The 21,297-nt window shown below is 18.4% G+C and carries 17 protein-coding genes and 1 tRNA gene; 13 read left to right on the plus strand and 5 right to left on the minus strand.

Annotated elements, in window-relative coordinates; all coding sequences use genetic code 11:
• Positions 1–48: 48 nt before the first annotated feature.
• From ybeY to BUCIPICE3303_RS01445, 4 genes are all read left to right on the plus strand, one after another.
• Complete coding sequence (ybeY, locus tag BUCIPICE3303_RS01430) at positions 49–501, plus strand: rRNA maturation RNase YbeY (protein WP_154049334.1); 453 nt, start codon at positions 49–51, stop codon at positions 499–501.
• A 212-nt stretch (positions 502–713) separates the two neighbouring features.
• The gene (leuS, locus tag BUCIPICE3303_RS01435) at positions 714–3,293 is read left to right on the plus strand and encodes a leucine--tRNA ligase (protein ID WP_154049335.1); all 2,580 of its coding nucleotides are present in this window, start codon (positions 714–716) and stop codon (positions 3,291–3,293) included.
• A 29-nt stretch (positions 3,294–3,322) separates the two neighbouring features.
• Positions 3,323–4,309: a hypothetical protein gene (locus BUCIPICE3303_RS01440; protein ID WP_154049336.1), complete on the plus strand. Its 987-nt coding sequence runs from the start codon at positions 3,323–3,325 to the stop codon at positions 4,307–4,309.
• A 68-nt stretch (positions 4,310–4,377) separates the two neighbouring features.
• Complete coding sequence (locus BUCIPICE3303_RS01445) at positions 4,378–4,614, plus strand: sulfurtransferase TusA family protein (RefSeq protein WP_154049337.1); 237 nt, start codon at positions 4,378–4,380, stop codon at positions 4,612–4,614.
• Positions 4,615–4,649: 35 nt separating this feature from the next.
• Here BUCIPICE3303_RS01445 and asd read toward each other — a convergent pair whose 3' ends face one another.
• The gene (gene asd / locus BUCIPICE3303_RS01450) at positions 4,650–5,762 is read right to left on the minus strand and encodes an aspartate-semialdehyde dehydrogenase (protein WP_154049338.1); all 1,113 of its coding nucleotides are present in this window, start codon (positions 5,760–5,762) and stop codon (positions 4,650–4,652) included.
• Between the two features lie 503 nt (positions 5,763–6,265).
• Here asd and BUCIPICE3303_RS01455 point away from each other — a divergent pair.
• The 7 genes from BUCIPICE3303_RS01455 (at position 6,266) to recD (ending at position 18,324) form a co-directional block, all read left to right on the plus strand.
• Positions 6,266–7,414, plus strand: a complete 1,149-nt coding sequence (locus BUCIPICE3303_RS01455; protein WP_154049339.1) for a phosphoglycerate kinase — start codon at positions 6,266–6,268, stop codon at positions 7,412–7,414.
• A gap of 75 nt (positions 7,415–7,489) precedes the next feature.
• The gene (fbaA, locus tag BUCIPICE3303_RS01460) at positions 7,490–8,566 is read left to right on the plus strand and encodes a class II fructose-bisphosphate aldolase (RefSeq protein ID WP_154049340.1); all 1,077 of its coding nucleotides are present in this window, start codon (positions 7,490–7,492) and stop codon (positions 8,564–8,566) included.
• A gap of 253 nt (positions 8,567–8,819) precedes the next feature.
• Positions 8,820–9,695, plus strand: a complete 876-nt coding sequence (gene mscS, locus BUCIPICE3303_RS01465; protein WP_172598713.1) for a small-conductance mechanosensitive channel MscS — start codon at positions 8,820–8,822, stop codon at positions 9,693–9,695.
• 96 nt (positions 9,696–9,791) lie between these two features.
• Entirely contained in the window at positions 9,792–10,685 is an 894-nt protein-coding gene (locus tag BUCIPICE3303_RS02130; RefSeq protein ID WP_154049342.1) for an exodeoxyribonuclease V subunit gamma, read from the plus strand.
• A gap of 323 nt (positions 10,686–11,008) precedes the next feature.
• Positions 11,009–12,916, plus strand: coding sequence for an exodeoxyribonuclease V subunit gamma (locus BUCIPICE3303_RS02135; protein WP_172598706.1), 1,908 nt, complete (start codon positions 11,009–11,011; stop codon positions 12,914–12,916).
• Positions 12,917–12,959: 43 nt separating this feature from the next.
• Positions 12,960–16,526, plus strand: coding sequence for an exodeoxyribonuclease V subunit beta (gene recB, locus BUCIPICE3303_RS01480; RefSeq protein WP_172598707.1), 3,567 nt, complete (start codon positions 12,960–12,962; stop codon positions 16,524–16,526).
• Positions 16,510–18,324 (plus strand): exodeoxyribonuclease V subunit alpha, encoded by a 1,815-nt coding sequence (gene recD, locus BUCIPICE3303_RS01485; protein WP_154049345.1) that lies wholly within the window; start codon positions 16,510–16,512, stop codon positions 18,322–18,324. Before recB ends, recD begins: the two co-directional genes overlap by 17 nt.
• Positions 18,325–18,343: 19 nt before the next feature.
• Here the strand turns inward: recD and BUCIPICE3303_RS01490 are convergent.
• A tRNA-Met gene (locus BUCIPICE3303_RS01490) sits at positions 18,344–18,420 on the minus strand.
• A 217-nt stretch (positions 18,421–18,637) separates the two neighbouring features.
• Here BUCIPICE3303_RS01490 and nusB point away from each other — a divergent pair.
• Both nusB and BUCIPICE3303_RS01500 read left to right on the plus strand, forming a co-directional pair.
• A complete protein-coding gene (gene nusB, locus BUCIPICE3303_RS01495) occupies positions 18,638–19,048 on the plus strand; it encodes a transcription antitermination factor NusB (protein ID WP_154049346.1) in 411 nt (136 codons plus the stop codon).
• Positions 19,049–19,176: 128 nt separating this feature from the next.
• The gene (locus BUCIPICE3303_RS01500; RefSeq protein WP_154049347.1) at positions 19,177–19,443 is read left to right on the plus strand and encodes a TusE/DsrC/DsvC family sulfur relay protein; all 267 of its coding nucleotides are present in this window, start codon (positions 19,177–19,179) and stop codon (positions 19,441–19,443) included.
• On the opposite strand, the gene BUCIPICE3303_RS01505 is transcribed toward BUCIPICE3303_RS01500, so the two are convergent.
• Genes BUCIPICE3303_RS01505 through BUCIPICE3303_RS01515 form a run of 3 tightly spaced genes read right to left on the minus strand, consistent with a single transcriptional unit; the run spans position 19,440 to position 21,296 of the window.
• The gene (locus BUCIPICE3303_RS01505) at positions 19,440–20,378 is read right to left on the minus strand and encodes a protoheme IX farnesyltransferase (RefSeq protein ID WP_154049348.1); all 939 of its coding nucleotides are present in this window, start codon (positions 20,376–20,378) and stop codon (positions 19,440–19,442) included. The genes BUCIPICE3303_RS01500 and BUCIPICE3303_RS01505 overlap by 4 nt on opposite strands.
• A complete protein-coding gene (locus BUCIPICE3303_RS01510) occupies positions 20,351–20,674 on the minus strand; it encodes a cytochrome o ubiquinol oxidase subunit IV (protein WP_154049349.1) in 324 nt (107 codons plus the stop codon). The genes BUCIPICE3303_RS01505 and BUCIPICE3303_RS01510 overlap by 28 nt, the downstream gene beginning before the upstream one ends.
• Before the next feature lie 37 nt (positions 20,675–20,711).
• Positions 20,712–21,296, minus strand: coding sequence for a cytochrome c oxidase subunit 3 (locus BUCIPICE3303_RS01515; RefSeq protein WP_154049350.1), 585 nt, complete (start codon positions 21,294–21,296; stop codon positions 20,712–20,714).
• Between the last annotated feature and the right edge of the window lies 1 nt (position 21,297).

Raw genomic sequence — 21,297 nt, forward strand, 5'->3', positions numbered from 1 at the left:
TAAATATTATTCTTTATCAATTATAAAATAATTATTAAAAATCATTATATGAAAATATATATTCAGAAAGCATGTAAAAAAAATATTTTTTTTCCAAAAAAAAAATATTTTTTGTTATGGTTAAAAGAAATTTTTAAAAATAAAAAAATAGAAATTACAATTAGATTAGTAAATATAAAAGAAATACAATTTCTTAATAAAAAATATAGAAATAAAAATTTACCAACTAATGTATTATCTTTTCAATCAACTAAACAAATAAATATAAAAAAAAATTTTTTCTTTTATATTGGAGATATTATTCTATGTGCCTCATATATTAATAAAGAAGCGGCATGTTTTAAAAAAAATATATTAGAATATTGGGCGCACATGTCTATTCATTCAGCATTACATTTATTAAATTATAAACATGATACATATCAAGATAAAAAGAAAATGGAGAACATTGAAAAAAAAATAATGAAAAAATTAGGTTTTCACAACCCATATTATATATAATCAAAAAAAATGCATATAAAAAAAATACTATATATAGATATAGTAAGTATTAAAAAAATTTAAAATATAAATTTTATATATAAATTATATTTTTAATAAAAATTAAAAAAGAATTCAATAATTTTATTATCAAGAAATATAAAATATTAAATAAATATAATATGTATATAAAAATTTTTTATTTTTTAAAAAAAATTACTAATAGGAAAATTATGGAAAATAATGAATATAATCCTAAAAAAATTGAGTCAATGGTTCAAAATTATTGGTATAAGAAAAAAACATTTTCTGTTATAGAAGATAAAAAAAAAGAAAAATTTTATTGTTTACCTATGATACCATATCCTTCAGGAAAATTACATATGGGTCATGTACGAAATTATACCATTAGTGATGTTATTGCTCGTTACCAACGAATGTTAGGAAAAAATGTATTACATCCAATCGGATGGGATGCTTTTGGTTTGCCTGCAGAAGAAACTGCAATAAAAAATAAAATTGCACCAGATAAATGGACGTTTCATAATATTTCCATAATGAAAAAACAATTACAATCATTAGGATTTAGTTATGATTGGGATAGAGAAATTACAACTTGTAAACCAGAATACTATCATTGGGAACAATCTTTTTTTATAAAGTTATTTAAAAAAAAATTAGTTTATAAAAAAAAAACTTTAATAAATTGGTGTGAATTTGATAAAACAGTATTAGCAAATGAACAAGCTCAAAATGGAGTATGCTGGAGATGTGGGTCAAAAATAAAATTAAAAAAAGTATCACAATGGTTTATTAAAATTACAAAATATGCAAATATTTTATTAAAAGATTTAAAATTATTAAAAGAATGGCCTAAAGAAGTAATTTCTATGCAGAAAAACTGGATAGGAAAATCAAAAGGTATACAAATAAAATGCAAAATATATAATATAAATTATTTTTTAAAGATATATACTACTAAACCCGAAACTATTATGGGGGTAACATATTTTGCAATATCAATACATCATCCATTAATTCATATATTTCTTAAAGATAATATTCAAATTAATAAATTTTTAAAAAGTAATCCAGATATTACAAATACTGAATTTCAAAATAATAATAATTTAATTGGAATTAATACAAATTTATTAATATTACATCCTTTAACTCAAGAAAAAATACCCTTATGGATAACTAATTATGTAAAACATGATTATGCTACTGGAGCAATCATGGCTGTTCCATGTAACTCTAAAATAGATTATTTATTTTCTAAATTAAATAATTTACCTATTAAATTAATATTTTCGGATATTACTAAAAATAACGAAAAAAATAAAAAAATATCTTTAATTAATAGTTCAAAATTCAATGGACTAACTATATTACAAGCGCGTAAAATTATTTCTAATATTTTAATATCAAAAAAAATAGCAAAATTATGTACATATTTTAAAATAAAAGATTGGTGTATTTCTAGACAAAGATATTGGGGAGCACCAATACCTATGGTAATTAATAATCAAAATAAAATCATACCTGTTCCAGAAGAAAAATTGCCAGTAATTTTACCTGATTATATACACCAAAATAATAAACAAAAATCATTACTTGCTTATAAAAATTGGTTAAAAATTAAAATAGCCGGAGAAAATGTAACTAGAGAAACTGATACTTTTGATACTTTTATGGAGTCTTCATGGTATTATGCAAGATATACTAACCCTAAATTCAATAAAGATATTTTAGATTCAAAATCAACAAAATACTGGTTACCAGTAGATCAATATATTGGGGGAATTGAACATGCAGTTATGCATTTAATATATTTTCGTTTTTATCATAAATTATTATATGATTTTGGATATGTAAAATCTAGAGAACCGGTAAAAAAATTAATTTGTCAAGGTATAGTAATCATAGATTCATTTTATACATATAATAATGACGGAAGTAAAACATGGTTATCACAATCAGATTTAAATATTACTCGTGATATTCACGGTAAAATTATTAAAGTTTCAAAAAAAAATTGTTTAGATAAAATTATCTATGCAGGTAAAATAAAAATGTCAAAATCAAAAAACAATGGTATAAATCCAGATAAAATTATAAAACAATATGGTTCTGATACATTACGTTTGTTTTTGATGTTTGCTGCACCAATAAATACATCACTAGAATGGAATTCTACTAGTATAGTCGGGATGTATAGATTTTTAAAAAAAATATGGAATTTTACTCATATAATTGATTTTAAAAAAATAATAACAATCACTAAAAAATATGATTATAATCAAAAAAAAATAAAATTTAATTTAAACAAAACAGTTATTAATGTTACCAACGATATTGATAAAAAAAATTCATATAATACAGCTATCGCACATATAATAAAATTTTTTAATTATATTAAAAAATTATATAAAGAAAAAAAAATAAACAAAAAAAATTTACAAATATCTTTAGAAACTATTATAAAAATGTTATATCCTTTTACGCCTCATATTTGTTTTATATTATGGAAAAAAATAAAAGGTAAAAAAAACAATATTGATACAGAAAAATGGCCAAAATATAATAATAAATTAATTATGCAGGAGAATTATATTCTTATAATTCAAATTAATGGTAAAAAAAGAAATTTTATAAAAATAAAAAATAATTTGTCAAAAAAAGAAATAATTAAATTAATTTTAATTAAAAAGGAAATAAAAAAATACTTTCATAATATGGTTATTAAAAAAATAATTTATATACCATATAAAATTATTAACTTTGTATTACTACAAAATAATCTAATATAATTCAATTGTTTTATAAAAAAAGATAATTTATGTTCATAGATACTATAAATTTAAAAAATTATATAAAGAAAAAAAAAATATTTACATATATTATTTTAGAATCTGAATATATTTTCATACAAGCAAATAAAAATATTATTTTAAATCATATAAAAAAAAAAAAATATATCTTCAAACAAGAATTAATAATTCATCACAATAATGATTGGAATAATATTTTTGAAATATTTAAAAAAAAAGATTTATTTAATAAAAAAAAAATATTTAGCATAACAATTTATGATTATTTTATGTCCTTAAATTTACAAAAAAAAATGAAAAAAATAGAAACTTATTCTCTAGATAAAACTATAAAAATTTTTTATTTTCCAAATTTATATTATAATTTTTTATGTAAAAAATTTTTTTATAGTTATTTAAAAAATACAGGTGTCATAATAAATAATTCATCATCATATATAAATAACATCAAATACTGGATTCATAGTACAATAAAAAATTGTAACTGTACTATGACTTCAGAAGCAAAAAATTTTTTTTTAAAAAAAATCTATATAAATATAAAATATTTTACAAATTTATTAGAAAATATAATTTTATTATATCCTAATACTCTTATTACAAAAAAAATGATATATAAATATTATAAAAAAAATAAAATATTAAACTATCACGATTGGATCCAATCAATTATTTATAAAAAAAAAGAAAAATCAATTAAAATATTAAAATTACTAAAAAAACAAAAATATAATTATGTCATATTAATAAATGCATATAAAAAATTAATATATATGATTTTATATAATAAAAAAAAAGAATATATAGAAAATAAATTTATTAATTATAAAATAAATATAAATACATTTTTATTAAATTGTTTAATAAAAAATAATTCTATAAATATAATTAAATTAATATTAAAATTACTTAAAAAAATAGAAATATGTATTCAAAAAAATCAAAAAAAAAATATTTGGATGCATCTTAAAACACTATCAATTATTTTTAATTAAAAAAATAAATTTAAAAAATAATTTAAAATAATATTTTTAATACAATATTTATATAAGAGAAAAATATCATGATATATATATTAAATTTATCAGGATTAAGGTGTCCGAATGTAATAATAACATTAAGAAATAAAGTCAGAAAAACAAAAAAAGAAGAAAAAATTTTAGTATTAACAAATGATAAATTTAGTAATAAAGATATTATATTATTTTGTCGATTTATGAAACATAAATTATTATCACATTCACTCAAATATATTCCTTATAAATATCTTATAAAAATTGGAAAAAAAAAAAAATATTAAACATTAATTTATAAAAAAATTCAATTAAATATTTATTAACTTATTAATATATTTAAAATACGACGTAATGGTTCTGCAGCTCCCCATAATAATTGATCTCCTACAGAAAAAGCAGACAAATATTTTTTTCCTATATTCATTTTTTTAATCCTTCCTATGGGAACATCTAAAGTACCTGAAACTGTTAAAGGGTTTAAGTGATTTATTGTAGAACTAAAATCATTTTGAACGACTTTAACCCATATATTATGTGAAGAAATTAATGACTCAATTTCTTTTATAGAAATATCACAATTTAATTTTATAGTAAAAGCTTGACTGTGACAGCGTAAAGAAGGAACGCGCACACATATACCATCAATAGGAATATATTTATCAGAATTTAATATTTTATTTGTTTCTACAGAGCCTTTCCATTCTTCTTTTGTTTGTCCATTATCTATAGACTTGTCAATCCATGGAATTAAATTACCTAATAAAGGAGATTTTATTTTTTTTTCAGAATAATTTATACTATTTAATGAATTAGTAAATACTTTTTCTATTTCTAGTATAGATTTTTTTGAAGAAATAAGATAACTAGAGATATTTTTATAAACAAATCCAATTTGTTCTAATAATTCTAACATCGATTTAGAACCACTACCTGATACAGACTGATATGTAGAAACAGAAATCCAATCAATAAGTTTATGAGAAAATAAACCTCCTAAAGCCATTAACATTAAACTGACAGTACAATTTCCACCTACAAATGTTTTAATTCCATTATTTATACCAGTTTGTATAGAACTTAAATTAATTGGATCTAATACAATAATTGATTCTTTATTCATTCTTAAAAATGAAGATGCATCAATCCAATAACCCTTCCAACCAAATTTCTTTAATTTTAGATAAATATGTCGTGTATATTTTTCTCCTTGACATGAAACAATAATATCCAATGTGATTAAATAATCAATATTATATGCATCTTCTAAATTGGAAGAAATACAATTTAATACTTTAGGAGATACAGAATTAAATTGAGATGTAGTAAAAAAAACTGAACGAAAATTAGCAAAATCATTATTTTTTTGTAAACGATTTAATAAAACTGACCCCACCATCCCTCTCCAACCAACAAAACCAACTAATTTTTTCATAGTTCCTCAATTATTTTTAAAAATTATATTACATTGATAATAAAAATTATTGTTCTATAAAAATATAACATTTATATTTTTAATAAATATTAATTAAATATTATTAATCCATAAAAAATGTTTATTATAAATTTTTACCTAAAATTATTAAGATGATATTTATTATACTATATAAGTAATGTATTTGTTATACAATCAAAAAAACTAATACTTTTTAGTAAAAAATCAATATATTCAAACATAATTATATATAATATTATTTATATACTCTATATATAATAGATATATTAATAATATTATTACTATAATAATACAAAAAATTACATTTAAAATTTATATTGTAGTAAAATATTAAACAATATATAAATATATATATTTATATATGTTAATAATATTAAAAATAAAATATATTTTTTATATAAATTATAAAATTACATATTAACCTAAAACGATTAGTATTATATTATATATATTTTTACGTAAAAATTTAGGGAATAAAAAAAATGATACATATGAAAGATATTGATTTAAAAAATAAAAGAGTATTCATTAGATTAGACTTAAATGTTCCGTTATATAATAATAAAATTACATCTAGCGCACGTATTGATTGTTCTATTCCTACCATTCAACTAGCATTAAAAAAACATGCAAAAATTATAATAGCTTCCCATTTAGGGAGACCTGAAGAAGGAAAATACAATGAAAAATTCTCTTTATTTCCAATATTTAAATATTTAAAAAAAAAATTACCAGAAGTAAACATAATTTTTTCTAAAAATTATTTACAGGGAATTAAAATAGAATCTAATCAAATTGTTGTATTAGAAAACGTTAGATTTAATTATGGGGAAACAAAAAATGATATAGATTTGTCTAAAAAATATGCTAATTTATGTGATATTTTTGTTATGGATGCTTTTGCTACAGCTCATAGAATAGAATCTTCTACATATGGAATTTGTGATTTTGTAAAACAAGCATGTATTGGTCCATTATTATTTTCAGAAATAAAAATATTAAAAAATATATTTAATAAACCAATACATCCTGTAGTAACAGTAATAGGTGGAGCAAAAGTATCAACAAAATTTAAATTATTAAATTCATTACTAAAAATTACAGATAGTATGTTAGTGGGCGGAGGAATTGCTAATACATTCATCTCTACAAATTATTCCATAGGAAAATCTCTGTACGAAAAAAGTTTTCAAGAAAAAGCAAAGAAATTATATGAAACAAAAAAAATATTTTTACCAATTGATTCTCGTGTTTGTACATCATTTTCTATAAAATCAAAATCAAAAATAAAATTAATATCAAATATATTACCAAATGAAGAAATATTAGATATTGGAGATCAAACTATAAAAAATTATAAGGAAGTAATAAAAAAAGCAAAAACAATAATTTGGAATGGTCCTATGGGTGTATTTGAATTTCCAAATTTTAGAAAAGGAACGGAAGAAATAGCTAAATCTATTGCAAATAGTTCTTCTTTTTCTATTGCTGGAGGAGGTGATACTATAGCTGTAATTGATCTATTTAATCTAAAAAATAAAATTTCTTATATTTCTACCGGAGGGGGGTCTTTCTTAAAATTTATAGAAAATAAAACATTACCAATTCTCGAAAGATTAAAAAAATTTTAAAACTACTATTTAAAAAATCATTTATAAAATATTTAATAAAATATTAATATATTTATCAAATAGGAAAAAAATATCATGTGTAAAATTTTAGATATTATTAAACCTGGGGTACTAAATTCTGACGAAATGAAAATTATATTTTCTTTAGCCAAAAAAAATAAATTTGCTATACCAGCTATCAATTGTATTAATACAGATTCAATAAATAGTGTTTTAGAAGCAGCGTCAGAGACAGGCTCACCTATAATTATACAATTTTCTTATGGAGGATCAGAATTTATAAGCGGTTTAGGACTAAAAAAGAAAGAATATTTTAATGCGATAAAAGGATCTATATCAGGAGCAAATCATGTTCATTTAATATCTAAATATTATAACGTTCCCGTAATATTACATACTGATCATTGTGATTTTAATCATCTACCTTGGATCAATGGATTACTAAAAGAAGGAAAAAAATTTTTTAAAAGATACGGTCGTCCTTTATTCTCATCTCATATGATAGATTTGTCAAAAGAAAATATTCAAAAAAATATTAAGATTTCATCAAAATATTTAAAAAAACTAACTCATTTAAATATGATTTTAGAAATGGAATTAGGTTGTACTGGTGGGGAAGAAGATGGAATCGATAATACCCAGATCAATAAAAAATTATTATATACTGATACACAAGATATTTATCTTGCTTTTAATCAATTAAATAAAATTAGTGATAATTTTATTATGGCGGCATCATTTGGGAATATACATGGTGTATATCAACCAGGACAAATAAAATTAAAACCTTCAATTTTAAAAAAAGCACAAAAATATATCAGTATAATGAACAAATTACCAAATAATCCTCTTAATTTTGTTTTTCATGGTGGATCAGGGACGAGTTTAATCGATATTAAAAAATCTATTAATTATGGTGTTGTAAAATTTAATATTGATACCGATATGCAATGGAATTATTGGAAAGGTGTATTAGATTTCTACATACATAATAAAGAATACTTAAAAAGTCAATTAGGTAATACATTAGGGGCAAATAAACCAAATAAAAAATATTATGATCCAAGAGTGTGGATAAGAAGAGCGCAAAAAAGCTCTATAAGACATTTAAAAAAAATTTTTACTATACTTAATTCACATAATAAATTATAAATATTTTAAATATATATTTTTATTATGAAAAAATAATTATATATCTAACATATAGATTTTATTATTTAAAATAAAAAATATTATTATAATTTATACAAAATTAAATATATAAATATTTAATTACATAAAAATTTTTAAAATTAATTTAATTAATAAATTACTTTTTATTACTATAATTAAATAAAAATATTTATTTTCAATAATCTATAAAAAATAGAAAATGTATAAAAAAATTATTGTCATAAAAAAAATAATAGAAAAATTATATATAATAGATTATGTTAATAATATAGGTTTTTGTTTTTTATGGGATAAACAAATCTTCCTATCTTATCTAATTAATTTATTTTTTGCAATTCTTGTGATAGCTATTGGTTTTTTTATTAGTCAACTTTTCGCAAATATAGCAAAAAAATTATTGTCGCTACGACATATAGACAATACAATTTCAGGGTTTTTATCTACTTTAGCACGTTATGTTGTAATTACATTTACATGTATTGTAGCTTTAGGACAAATAGGCGTACAAACAAATTCAATAATTACTATTATAGGGGCTGCCGGGATGGCAGTTGGGTTGGCGCTACAGGGATCATTATCTAATTTTGCAGCTGGTGTACTATTAGTTTTATTAAGACCTTTAAGAACAAATGAATATGTTAATTTAGGTAACGCCGCTGGAACTGTATTAAACGTACATATATTTTATACTACATTAAAAACATTAGATGGAAAAATTATTGTTATTCCTAACGGTAGAATTGTTGCTGGTAATATTATTAATTATTCACGTGAACCAATACGTAGAAATCAATTTGTTATCACCGTTGCATATGATTCAGATGTAGATCTAGTAATTTCAGTGCTACAACAGGTTCTTGATAAAGAAGAACGTGTATTAAAACATCCAGGTAACTTTGTTGGATTAAATGAATTTTCACCATCATCATTAAAATTTGTTGTCAAATGTTGGTGTCATACAAAGGAACTAAGTGCAGTATACTCAGACTTAATGCTTAAATTTAAAAAAGCACTTGATGAACATAATATCATAATCCCTTACACAAAAATGGATATTTATTTATATAAAAAAATATATAAAATATTAAAAAAAAATAAAAAAAAATAAAAAGAAAGAAAAAAATAATATATAATTAAGAAAAATTAGGCGTAGAATTAATTTTTTCTACGCTAAACAATAATATTAATTATATTTTGGAATAATATGTTAAAAATATATCAATCAAATCAAATAAATTTTCTTTTAAAAAAAATTTGCAAAAAAATTATGTCAAAAACAAATAAAAATATTTTTCATGAAGAAATATTTTTAATTGATAATATTAATATAAAAAAATGGATAGAAATATACATTTCTAAAAATAAAAACATTAGCATGAATATAAAATATATAATAATTTCAAAATTTTTTATTAATTTAATCAGAAATACAAATTACAAAAAAAAATATAAAATGCCTATTTTATTTAAAAAACAAAGTCTAGAATGGATTATCATGTCGATTATCAACGATAAAAAAAAAAGTTCATTTTTAAAAAAATATGGTATATATTACAATAATTTTGACTTTTGTTCCTACATGGCAAAAATTTTTATTAAATATATTTTTTTTAAACCTGAATTAATATATACATGGGAAACAGAAAAAAAAAGTAATTCATCTAAAATTTTATATGTATGGCAAAAAAAATTATGGAAAATAATAATAAAAAAAATCAAAAAATTAAAAGAAAATAACTTTACTGAAATAATAAATAATTTTTTACAAAATAAAAATTATCTTTTAAAAACTATTCCAAAAAAAATATTTATACTATCTATTATACCAATAAATCCATTTATAAATTTTATAATACATATCATTAAAGATATTACTTCAATATATTTATTTCAATACCAGTTTCATAAAAAAGAATATAAACATATCAATTTTACACTTAATTTCTTTAAAAAAAGAAATATATTACCTCAAAAAAAAGAAATAAAAAATAATTCTTATATAAAAAAAAATTTTTTTTTCATAAACCTTATTCAAAAAATATTTTACATATTTTACAATATGATTTATTTAACAGATCATTTTACAAAAAAAACATAAAAAAAAAATTTTATATCAATGACCGTTCTATTTATATACATAAATGTTACTCATATTTACAAGAAATTCAAATATTATATGAACATATAATTAATATACTAAATACTGACAAAAAAATAAAACCACATAATATTCTTATTACTTCTAATAATATAAGTCCCTATTTATTTTATATTAATCAAATATTTTATTCCTTACTACCTAATAATTCTTATTTTTATAATCCCGATGAAAATATTCTAAAAAAAAATATTTTGTTAATAATAAAAAAAATATTAAAAATTAAAAAAAATCGGTTTGAATATTCTTGGGTTTTATCTCTTTTGGACGAAAAATTATTAAGAAAAAAATTTTCCATAAAATCCAGTGACATTAAGATCCTTTATAAAATTATATCAGATTTAAATGTTCGATTCGGTTTTGATGCAAAACATTTTAAAAAAATATCTATTCCAAATATTAATACATATTCATGGAGTTATGCAATTAATCGAATTATAACAGGATTTTGGTTACAAAAAAAATATTCAATATTAAATAATATATCTGTATATAATGTATCTTCTAATGAACGAAACATTTTACTAGGTAATTTTATTAATTTAATTAATAAATTAAATAAATTAAGAAAAAAAATATTAAATAAAAAATTATTAAAAAACTGGTTAAACATTATTCCTCAAATAATAAAAGAATTTTTTTATATACCTTTAAAATATAAAATATTTTTTTTTAAATTGGAAAATATATGGAAAAAAATTATATTAAATGGAATAATTATAAATTATAAAAAAAAGATATCAATTGATTGTTTATTAAAACAATTCTTTCAATATAATTTTTCATTATATAAAACAAATACATTTATGTCGGGATATATTAATATTATGAATTTCAATAAAATTAGAATTATTCCATTTAAAATGATTTGTATAATAGGATGTGACCAAGAAAATCTATCATTATATACACAAACAAATATACTCAATTTAATAAATCAAAAAATTTATCAAAATAATAAGAATATTTTTTTTGAAACAGTGCTATCTACTCAAAAATATTTATTTTGTAGTTATACAAAAAATATAAAAACAGAAAAAAAAAATTATCCATCAAAATATATTACTGATATTTTGTATTATATAAAAAAAAATTTTTATATTACAAATAAAAACAAATATAATAAAAAAAAAATTCATATTTTAAAACAAGTATATATAAATAATAAAAATAAATTAAATTATTCATATTTAATAAATTATAATGTAGAGAAATTTTCTAAAGAAAAAAAAGATATAAAAAAATACAAAAAGATTAATTTTATTATTAAAAAAAATATTCCAATAACAGAATTAATAAATTTCTGGAAAAATCCAATTCAATATTTTTTTAAAAAAAATTTAAATATATATATTTTAAATAATATAAAAAATCAACTATCAGAAGATGAATTATTTCATATACCTTCTTTAGATAAGTATATTATAAAAAATAAAATATTAAAATATTATTTATTGAAAAAAAATACTAAAAGTTTATTTAAAAAATTTCAATTAAAAAATCAATTACCACATGATCATATAGGAAAAATATTATGGAAAGAAGAAGAAAAAAAAATATATTTATTATCTAATCAGATTAATAAAATTAAAAATTCTCCTAAAGAAATTAGTTTTAATTTAAAAATAAAAAAATATAAATTATCAGGAAAAATTAAAGAAATCAATAAACTAAATCTGATTCATTGGTGCACAAATAAAATTAATTTTAAGGAAATAATATCCTTATGGATAGAACATTTAGTTTTTTGTATTTTAAAAAAATCTTCAAAAAGTATTTTATTAGGGATTAATAATACTAATATTAAATTTTCTTATTTAACAAAAATAAAAGCTGAAAAATATTTAAAAAAATATATTCAAGGATATCTAGATGGATTAAAAAAACCATTATTAATATTAAAATCTGGAATAATTTGGTTACAATCAATATATATGAAAAAATTTAATATAATAAAAAACGATAAATACAATATAAATATTGCAAAAAAAAATTTTTTAAAAGAATGGAATGGAAATTCATTTTATAAAGGTGAAAAAAAAAATATTTATATAAAAAAATTAATTCCAAAAATAAATCCTATAATTATAAAAAAAATATGTCGTACTTGCGAATATTGGTTATTACCTATATTTAAAAATACTAATATTAGAAAATATCACATTAAATAATAACTCATTAAATGATTCATCTATAAAAGAAATGAGAAATAAAATGAAATATGAACCTTTCGATATAAAAAAAATACCAAGTCAAGGTATTACGTTAATAGAAGCTTCAGCAGGAACGGGAAAAACTTCGTCTATTATTTTTTTATACATACGTTTTATTTTAAATATTGGTACAAAAAAATCATATTCAAAACCTTTATCAATCAATGAAATACTTATTGTTACATTTACTGAATCATCAAAAAATGAATTAAAAAAAAGATTATATAAAAAAATTTGTCAATTATATCATATATGCAAAAAAAAAACAAAAAAAAATAATGAATTATCAGAAATTATTAAAGATATAAAAAATTTTAAAAAAACTATCAATTTATTAAAAAAAGTAAAAAAAAATATTGATTCAATCATGATATATACACTTCATGGTTTTTTTCGATATATATTGTTAGAACAAAAATTTTTATGTAAACAAAAAATATATAAAAAAATATTATCTAACATAAAAAAAATACAAGTTGAATCTACAAAAGATTTTTGGAGAAAATGTATTTATAGTATAAATAAAAAAATAGTCGAAATGATTATAAAAAAATGGAAAACACCACAACAATTTTTTTTATATATATATACATTGTTAAATCAAAAAAATATAGAATTTAAATATCATTTTCCAAAAAATGCTAATTTAAATGAAAAATATAATGATATAATTAAAGTTATAAAAAAAACAAAAAAAATATGGGAAAAAAAAGAAAAGGAAATCAAAAATTTAATAAAAAATATTACTCTTAATAATAGAATATATAATAAAAAAAATCTAAATATATGGTATACACAAATAAGTGTATGGTCGAAAAATAAAACAGTAGATTGCTCATTTCCTAGAATACTACAATATTTTCAATATCATAAAATACAAAAAAATAAAAAATTAAAAGATTATACTAAATACATATTTTTTAAATATATAGAAAAAATATTTTTTACTTATAATTTATTTTTTGAATATTTTATTTATTTTTCTTTAAAAACTATTTCACAGATAATTGAAAATAAAAAAAAAGAAAAAAATGGATTAGAGTTTAATGATTTAAATAAAATAATGTGGAAGCAAATAAAATTAAAAAAATCTATTATAAAACAAAATATATTAAAAAAATATACTATTACAATAATTGATGAGTGTCAAGATATTGACGATACTCAATTTAATATATTTTATTCATTATATAATAAAGAAAAAAATAAATCACTTATTTTAATTGGAGACCCTAAACAATCTATATATAGTTTTAGAGGGGCTAATATATTTTGGTATTTAACGTTTAAAAAAAAAATAAAAAAACATTTTTTTTTAAAAAAAAATTTTCGTTCATCCGAAAATATTGTTACTGGAGTTAATATATTATTTTCTCAAATTAAAAAACCATTTATCTTCAAAGAAGTTAATTTTCAACCATCATCTGTATATTCAGGGAATAAAAATTTTCAATTTACTGTTAATAACACTAAACAACCAGCATTTCAATTTATTTTTGAAAATAAAAAAATAATCACTAAAAAAGAATATTATTCATGGATTTCTAAAGAATGTGCAAATTCAATATATAATTGGTTATTTCATGCATCGAAAAACAAATCTTTTATTGAACTAAAAAACAAAAAAAAACGTACACTTAAACCTAATGATATAGCAATTTTAATAAAAAATAAGTATGAAGCATCTATTATTAAAAAAGAACTAGAAAAAAAGGGAATTAAAACAATTTATACATCTCAAAAAAATAATATTTTTCATACTATAGAAACAAAAGAAATAATATGTATTCTTGATTCTATAATTGATTTATCAAATGAATTAAAATTTCAGAGATTATTAATTACACAAATATTTAAAAAAAATATTTATGACATTAATTTAATAAACCAAAAAAAAGAATTATATTTTTCTTTATTAAAAAAATTAAAAAAATACTATATAATTTGGAATACATTAGGTATTTCAAAAATGATGATAGAAATAATAATTGATTTTAATATTCAAATTTCATCTATAGATTTAAAAAAAAATAATATTAATATACAAAATATTATTTTACTAGCTGAAATATTAGAAAAAAAAAACAAAAAAATTAAAAACAAATTTTTATTAATTACATGGTTAAAAAAAAAAATTGTACAAAATAATACAGAGAATAATAATGAAAATAACAAACAAAAATACAACAATACTGTAGATCAAAAATGTATAAAAATAATTACTATATATAAATCAAAAGGATTAGAATATCCGATAGTATGGATTCCTTTTTTTAGTAATTTTCAAACAAAAGATAATCATATATTTTTTTGTAAAAAAAAAATGAAAAATATAATTGACTTAAAAAACAAAAAAAATAGTTATAAATTATCTATACAAGAAAAATTATCAGAAGATATCCGTTTACTTTATGTTGCTTTAACACGAAGTATACTACATTGTAGTATAGGAATGGCGGTAGTAAAAAGAAAAAAAATGAATAAAAAAATTTATACTAATTTTCATAAAAGTAGTCTAGGGTTTTTAATACAAAAAGGAAAAAAACTTAGCTTTGATAAACTAAAAAAAGTAATTCAGAATATAAAAAAAAATACAGAAATTTTTTCAATAAACAAACCAATCAAAAAATCAATAAAAAAAACAATAATATATAAACAAAAAAATTTTAAAAAAAACACAATAATTAATATAAGATTATTAAAAAAAATAAAAAATCCCTGGACTAGAATTAGTTTTTCCAAAATTATGCAATATAATTCACTTCAAAAAAAAAATAATATTGAAATAAATATTGAAAATAACAAAATTATATATCCTATAAAAAACACTATATCTTCTAAAATAAATATTTATAAATTTCCACCTGGAAGAGAATATGGAATATATTTACATAATATTTTAAAAAAAATAAAATTTTCAAATACAAAAAATATACGAGAAATTATTAATAAATTAAATTTTATATCACTATCTAAGATATGGGTCAATAAGTTATATCACTGGATATGTATATTTATATCTTCATCATTAAATAAACATAAATTAAAATTAAATAAATTAAAAGAACAGGAATATAAAAAAGAAATAAATTTTATTATTCCAATAAAAAAAAATATTGATATAAATAAATTCAATAGAATTATAAAAAATTTTGATAAAATATCTAAAAAATGTAAAAATATTAAATTTAAAAAAATTTCTGGTATACTCACTGGAATAATAGATATAATATTTTTATGGAAAAAAAAATACTATATCATAGATTATAAATCTAATTGGTTAGGACCTAATAATAGTTATTATACTCAAGATAACATTAAAATGGAAATAATTAAATATCGTTATGATATTCAATATCAAATATATAGTTTAGCTATGCATCGTTTTCTAAAGAAAAAAATAAAAAAATATAGTTATAAAACACATTTTGGGGGGGTATTTTATTTATTTCTTAGAGCATTTGATGATCAAAAAAATTCTGGTATTTATTTTATTAAACCTTCTTATTTATTAATTAATAATTTAGATAACTTATTCTCTGGAAAATTTCATGATCTCAAAAAATAAAAAAAAATTTTTTAAAATAATACATGATGCAAAAAAAAAAAATATTATCTATTGTATAGATTTTTATTTTTGTTTTAATAAAAATTCTTTACATTATTCTCTAGAAACAATATTAGTAATATTATTTCTAAGTCATTCTATACATCATGGTCATAGTTGCTTGCCAATTACAATTTTTAAAAATAAAAAATATTTTAAAAAAGAAAATAAAATTTTTTTAAATTTACTGAAATTGATTAGTAAAAATAATAAAAACTGGTTTCATAAAGTAATTAATAGCATTTCATGTAGCAATGGAACACAAAAAACTCCATTAGTTTTAGAAAGAGGATATATTTATATATACAAATATTGGTATTCTGAAAATAAAATAACTGAATTTATTTATCATCAAAGTTTAAAAATTAATAATACTCAATTAAAAAAATATAAACAATTAATTCATAAATATTGTCCTAAACGAATTGATGATCATCAAAAAAGAACCATACAAAAAGCTTTATTAAATCATATATTTTTCATTATAGGTGGGCCAGGAACAGGGAAAACGTGTATATTGGCGTATTTAATATTAATTTTAATAAATTCTACAAAAAAAAAAATTAATATTCAATTATCAGCCCCAACAGGAAAAGCAGCGACAAAATTAACACAATCTATATTTACTATACTCAATCAAAAAAATATTAATAAACATAATAAATTATCATTTCCTAAAATAGGAGTGACTCTTCATCATTTATTTCAAATTAATAAAGAAACAAATCAATGCAATAAACAGAATAAAGAAAAAAATAAAAAAATAGATGTTTTAATAATTGATGAATCATCTATGATTGATTTAAATATGATGGATATTATTGTAAATAACATAAATAAAAAAACAAAAATAATTTTTGTAGGTGATATTCACCAATTACCTTCTATAGAAGTGGGATCTGTATTAAAAGAATTGTGTACTTATAAAGAAAAAAAATTTCAAAATAAAAAAAATATTTATAATCAAATTATAAAAAAAAACTATATATCTGTTCTAAAAAAAAAATATAGATTTAATGAAAAATCTGGTATTAGTATACTTGCAAAGAAAATAGAAAATAATCAATATTATAATGTATCTGAAATTTATAAACAAAAATATTCTGATGTTATATGGAAAAAATTAAAAACAAAAAAAAACTATATTAATATGTTAAAAAATATAAAAAATTATTATACTAAATATTTAAAATATGTTAATAAAAAATATGACCCTAAAAAAATAATTAAAAAATTTAATAAATATCGAATTTTATGTACTGTCAATAAAGGTATATTTGGAACAAAAAAAATCAATAAATATTTAGATAAATGGTTTATAAAAAAAATAAATAAAAAAAATAATTATAAAATAAAAGAATCATTTTATCATGGGAAACCAATTTTAATTAAAAAAAACAATACATCATTACAATTAATGAATGGAGATATTGGAATATGTTTATATTCTGATAATAAAATACAAGTATATTTTATACTGCCAAATAATAAATTAAAAATAATTGATCCAAGAATATTATTTAATTACGAATCAGCATGGTCTATGACCATACATAAATCACAAGGATCAGAATTTTCATCAATTCAAATAATTCTTCCAAACTATTTTTCAAAAATATTATGTAAAGAACTATTCTATACAGCTATTACACGAGCTAAAAAAAAAGTAACAATATATGGATGTGTGAAAGTCATAAGTAATATTATAAAAAATAAAAAAAAAAGATTTTCCGGTTTAAATAAAAACCTTATTTATTAAATAAATATTATTAAAATTATGGTTGCGGGGGTTGGATTTGAACCAACGACCTTCGGGTTATGAGCCCGACGAGCTACCTGACTGCTCCACCCCGCTATCAATTTTAAATATTATAACATAATTATAGTTATAAACAACCTTTTTTTTATAAAAAAATATTAATATATCTTTTATATATTAACAATTTATAAATATTTTCAAAATATATATATTTTATAATATAATAAAAAACATAATTATAGTATAGTTTATAAATAAAATTTACATTAATCAAAATTATTAATATGTATATTAAAGAACAGGTAATAAAATTATGAATCCCCTGAAAAGAAGAAAATCACGAGAATTAGCAATACAAGTAATATATTCATGGCAAATATCAAAAAAAATTATCCTATCAGAAATTAAAAATTATGTAATACAACAAAATAAAGGGTTTTCACTAGATTCAATCTATTTTGATGATATTGTGAATGGAGTAATTCAAAATGTTAATTATTTAGATAATATAATTAATCCAATTTTATCAAAAAAAATTCAAAAAATAGATCAAATTGAGAAAGCTATATTAAGATTATCTTCTTATGAAATTACAAAACGTTTAGATGTTCCATATAAAGTAGTTATAAATGAAGGAATAGAATTAGCTAAAAAATTTGGATCAAAAACTAGTCATAAATTTATTAATGGTGTACTAGATAAGTTAATTTCAAAGAAAAATTAAATTTAATTAAATAAAACATTTTATATACAAAATTTAATATGGAAAATTATATATTTTATATAAAAAATAAAATATATATAATTTTATATTAAATCTTAATCACTATTACAATTTACTATATTAAAAAAATGAAAAATTGGAATATACAATTTGCAATATCTACTGCAAAAAAATTAAATATAAATATGCATCAAAAACACTGGAAAGTTATTTTTTGTATGAGAAGTTTTTATAAAAAATATAATTTAACACCTACAATAAGAATGTTATTAACATATATGAAAAAAAAAAAAATATTTTTGACTAGTCAAGATTTATTTATCCTTTTTCCAAAGGGATTTATGAAAAATGCTAGTCAAATATCAGGACTGCCAAAAAATCAAAATTGTTTTTAAAAAAAAATACTCATTGTAAAATTATTTATAGATAGTAAAAAACTAACTAAAAAAACAACAAAAATTGAAAAAAAAAACATAATACGTGACCATTTTTTACAAGACAATAAAAAATTGTTTCCAACAATAGAAAAAATAAACCATATAAAAACAAAAATATTCACATAAAAACAATAAAAAAAATTCACATAACTAAAATAATATAATAAAAAATTTAAAAAAAATATACTCATAATACAAAAAGAAATACAATTTTTAGTATATATAAAACCATATAATATTGAAATTGTTGGAATATCTGCAGATTTATAGTCTTTATATCGAAATATTGTTATAGAACAAAAATGTGCTATTTGCCAAAAAAGAAAAATAAAAAATAAAATTAAACAAAATCCATTTAATTGATTATTAACAGATAAATAACCAATTATAGGCGGTAAAGATCCAGCAACACTACCTATTAAAATTGAATATAAAGATACTCTTTTAAAAAAAAATGAATAAAGAATAACATAAAAAAAAATACCTATAAAAGAAATAATAGCACATATTAAATTTATATATATAAAAAAAATGTATATACCAAAAAAACACAAAAAACAAGCTATTAAAAATATTATAACTAGTAATTTCTTACTAGTATTAATACATAATATCCGGTTTTTTGTGCGATTCATTTTTTTATCTAAATCTCTATCAATAATATTATTGAATATACAAGATGAAGAAATTATACTTACCATTCCAACTATTGTTTTTAAAAAAAAAATATTTAATAAATTTCCATGAGAGGCTAAAAAAAAACCACCTGATAAACTAATTAAATTACCAAAAATAATACCAGGTTTAATTAATCCTAATTTATCTGTTATTTTAAAATTTTTTAAAAAAGAAAAAAAATCTAGTTTTAATGATTTAAATGATCGAAAATCCATAAAGATCCTATACTAATTATACTAATAATAATACCAGTAAAAATTAGTGATAATATAATAAAAAAATTTTTTTGAGAAAAACTAATATCTATAAAATATTTAAAATAAAAAAAAATCTGTAAAATTGTTAAAAACAAAAAAAAATATTTATAATCATTTAAAAGTAATAAACGATCATTTAGAACAAAAAAACAAAAAATAATAAAAAATAAAGAAATAAAAAAACCAATAAAAAATTTTTTCTTTATAAAAAATGCAAAAATATTTATTAATGTATTTTTTTTTCTTAATAACATTATCAAAAACTCCAAATATATAATAATATATTTTTAATTATCTAAAATAAACACACATAATTAATACTGTCCAGATAACATCTAAAAAATGCCAAAATAAACAAAAACAAACTAAAGAAACATGAATGGAATCAGTTAAATTAAAAATAAAAATTTGACCAATCAAAATTAATAGCCATAATAAACCACAAAAAATATGTAATCCATGCATTCCTAATAATGCAAAAAAAGAAGAAAGATATCCATTCGAAAAAGGATAAAATCCTTTATAAAAAATATTTAACAATTCGACACACTCTAAACCTAAAAAACAACTTCCTAAAATAAAAGTAAAAAATAAAAAAATTAAAATACATACTTTAGAAGAATATTTAGAAAAATATTTAATTAAACTACATGACAACGAACTAAATAATAAAATTAATGTTTCAATCAAAACAATAGATGGGGAAAATAAATGATTTTCTTTTAAAAAATTACTATACCCATGTCTAGACATAATTATATGTACAATAAATAATACTGCAAAAATAATACAATCACTCATTAAATAAATCCAAGTACCAAAAATATTTTTATTTTCTAATGAAGAATATGAAATACACTTTTTTTTCTCATTCATA

This window comes from Buchnera aphidicola (Cinara piceae), from assembly GCF_900699035.1.
GTDB lineage: Bacteria > Pseudomonadota > Gammaproteobacteria > Enterobacterales > Enterobacteriaceae > Buchnera_F > Buchnera_F aphidicola_AV.

Coding starts and splice junctions, on each gene's coding strand:
- ybeY (WP_154049334.1), top strand. CDS start 49: ATGAAAATATATATTCAGAAAGCATGTAAAAAAAATATTTTTTTTCCA.
- leuS (WP_154049335.1), top strand. CDS start 714: ATGGAAAATAATGAATATAATCCTAAAAAAATTGAGTCAATGGTTCAA.
- BUCIPICE3303_RS01440 (WP_154049336.1), top strand. CDS start 3,323: ATGTTCATAGATACTATAAATTTAAAAAATTATATAAAGAAAAAAAAA.
- BUCIPICE3303_RS01445 (WP_154049337.1), top strand. CDS start 4,378: ATGATATATATATTAAATTTATCAGGATTAAGGTGTCCGAATGTAATA.
- asd (WP_154049338.1), bottom strand. CDS start 5,762: ATGAAAAAATTAGTTGGTTTTGTTGGTTGGAGAGGGATGGTGGGGTCA.
- BUCIPICE3303_RS01455 (WP_154049339.1), top strand. CDS start 6,266: ATGATACATATGAAAGATATTGATTTAAAAAATAAAAGAGTATTCATT.
- fbaA (WP_154049340.1), top strand. CDS start 7,490: ATGTGTAAAATTTTAGATATTATTAAACCTGGGGTACTAAATTCTGAC.
- BUCIPICE3303_RS02130 (WP_154049342.1), top strand. CDS start 9,792: ATGTTAAAAATATATCAATCAAATCAAATAAATTTTCTTTTAAAAAAA.
- recB (WP_172598707.1), top strand. CDS start 12,960: ATGAAATATGAACCTTTCGATATAAAAAAAATACCAAGTCAAGGTATT.
- recD (WP_154049345.1), top strand. CDS start 16,510: ATGATCTCAAAAAATAAAAAAAAATTTTTTAAAATAATACATGATGCA.
- nusB (WP_154049346.1), top strand. CDS start 18,638: ATGAATCCCCTGAAAAGAAGAAAATCACGAGAATTAGCAATACAAGTA.
- BUCIPICE3303_RS01500 (WP_154049347.1), top strand. CDS start 19,177: ATGAAAAATTGGAATATACAATTTGCAATATCTACTGCAAAAAAATTA.
- BUCIPICE3303_RS01505 (WP_154049348.1), bottom strand. CDS start 20,378: ATGGATTTTCGATCATTTAAATCATTAAAACTAGATTTTTTTTCTTTT.
- BUCIPICE3303_RS01510 (WP_154049349.1), bottom strand. CDS start 20,674: ATGTTATTAAGAAAAAAAAATACATTAATAAATATTTTTGCATTTTTT.
- BUCIPICE3303_RS01515 (WP_154049350.1), bottom strand. CDS start 21,296: ATGAATGAGAAAAAAAAGTGTATTTCATATTCTTCATTAGAAAATAAA.